This is a genomic window from Microcoleus sp. B4-C2, from assembly GCF_036705265.1.
In the GTDB taxonomy this organism is placed as follows: domain Bacteria; phylum Cyanobacteriota; class Cyanobacteriia; order Cyanobacteriales; family Microcoleaceae; genus Microcoleus.
This window is the reverse complement of sequence record NZ_JAUBUB010000142.1, coordinates 1-1,625: the sequence shown is the minus strand read 5'-3', so window position 1 is coordinate 1,625 and position 1,625 is coordinate 1. Positions and strand designations below refer to the sequence as shown.

Annotated in this window: 2 protein-coding genes; both read right to left on the bottom strand. The window is 45.2% G+C overall.

The window, feature by feature from the left end:
- A partial coding sequence (locus QUB20_RS26775) for a hypothetical protein (RefSeq protein WP_333250966.1) occupies positions 1-607 on the bottom strand: 607 nt, incomplete at its 3' end.
- Between the two features lie 80 nt (positions 608-687).
- Positions 688-1,365 carry a DNA-binding response regulator gene (locus tag QUB20_RS26770; RefSeq protein WP_333250968.1) on the bottom strand — a complete coding sequence of 226 codons (678 nt, stop codon included), beginning with the start codon at positions 1,363-1,365 and terminating at the stop codon, positions 688-690.
- Between the last annotated feature and the right edge of the window lie 260 nt (positions 1,366-1,625).

The window sequence follows — 1,625 nt, the reverse complement described above, 5'->3', positions numbered from 1 at the left end:
TTGCCAGATTATTTTGCGTCTGGGCCCAATTTTCGCTCCCGGGTTCCCGATTACTTAAAAGTATTTGATAACCGGTAATGGCAATTTCAAGATTATTCGCTCTTTTCCCCAGTGGAAAGTTACTAATATGATTACTCAAGTTTCCAATGAGGCCGAGGGTAAATTCAATTGCTTTGGGATGTTCGGCAATTAAATTCTGGGTCACTTGCTGTAAACTCTCGGCAAAACGGTCATGGAGGAGATGTTGCCGCCCGGCCAGCATAGGGTAAATTACTTTAATATCGCCCCGGCTATCTGCTTCTGCTTGCAATAATTGTCCGATAAACTTTGCATACTCTTGGGGATTTTCACCTTCAGAGTTATCGCTATCTCCCTCATCATTCATCCCCAAGAATTGCCCTAGCTGACTGGCCAAATTCCGTAAATAATTAGCCTGATTTTCCTGTCCTTCCTCTGCCAGGTTTTCTGCTACTACCTCGCAAACTTGCAGAAACCCCGAATCTACCAATTCTAAGTTAGCCTGTAATATCTGCGGTTGCTCACCGTTGGGGCAATTCAGGAGTGTCTCAATCAATTGCTGATAAGCTTGGGCGCGGGTTTCTTCCATTGTGGGGAGTTGTCAGTAACACCGATGTTTATTTTATCACGATTGGTGGTTGGGCGGTTGACGCTCCCCCGTATCAATTTCTACCCCATCCCGAACAAGTAATCGAAATTACCCTCTCCCACAGAGTTTTTAAGCGTATTGATAATTTTCCTTGTATTATCGTGAGGCCCTTCAATATAACAAGGTTTTCCATTGCGACCGAATTTCAAGCCAATTTCGCTGGTTGATTCTCCTAAATGAGCCTTCGACTGCTCGAAATCGCGATGCGGTTCAAAGCCTAATGTTTTGGCATAGGCGATCGCGCCCCAAACCAGGGCTTGTGCTTGCTCTAAACTAATCTCCTCGTACTCTTGCATAAACTGCGAGTAACAAAGCTGAACGAAATTTTTATATTGGCTATCGTTGCAGTTACGTGGCGGGATGGTATCCTTGACTCCCAAACACCAGTAGTCGATCAAATAAGAGGCTGCAACAAAACGATTGTATCCCTTGGAACGGGTAACCACCACTAAACCCAAACCGCTCGTTTCAGAGGCTTCATTCCCCAACAATAACTTCGCAAAATTTACATCCACGAGACATTGAGCAACGGGCAATAACTCTCCTTTTTCGGCGCTAGCGAGGGCTGTTTGTTCTGCATGAGATTGAAGAAAGGTACTGACTTCGGATGCTTTCAATCCTAACTTTCGGGCAATTTGTTTGGGAGTTAATTGGCGATCGCGCAGGTTGAGAATTTCTTGTTCTTGTTCGGGCTGCATGGTTTTTCTATTGCCGTCAGGGCTGGGTTTGAGCTTAGTGGATCATTGTACCGCGTTTTTGCGACCAACTTCGTAACATTGCAAAGATTGAGGAAAAAACCCGGTTTCTTTGATGGTGCGAGTGGCGAGAAACCTCGGTTAGCCCGATAGTCCGCCAGGGGTTGAAACCCCTGTCTCATAGCAAAAGTCCTCCTAAGAAACTCAATCTAACTGTGGAGTTTTAGCAACTAGCTCAAACCCAAAAGACTCAGCAGTTTTCT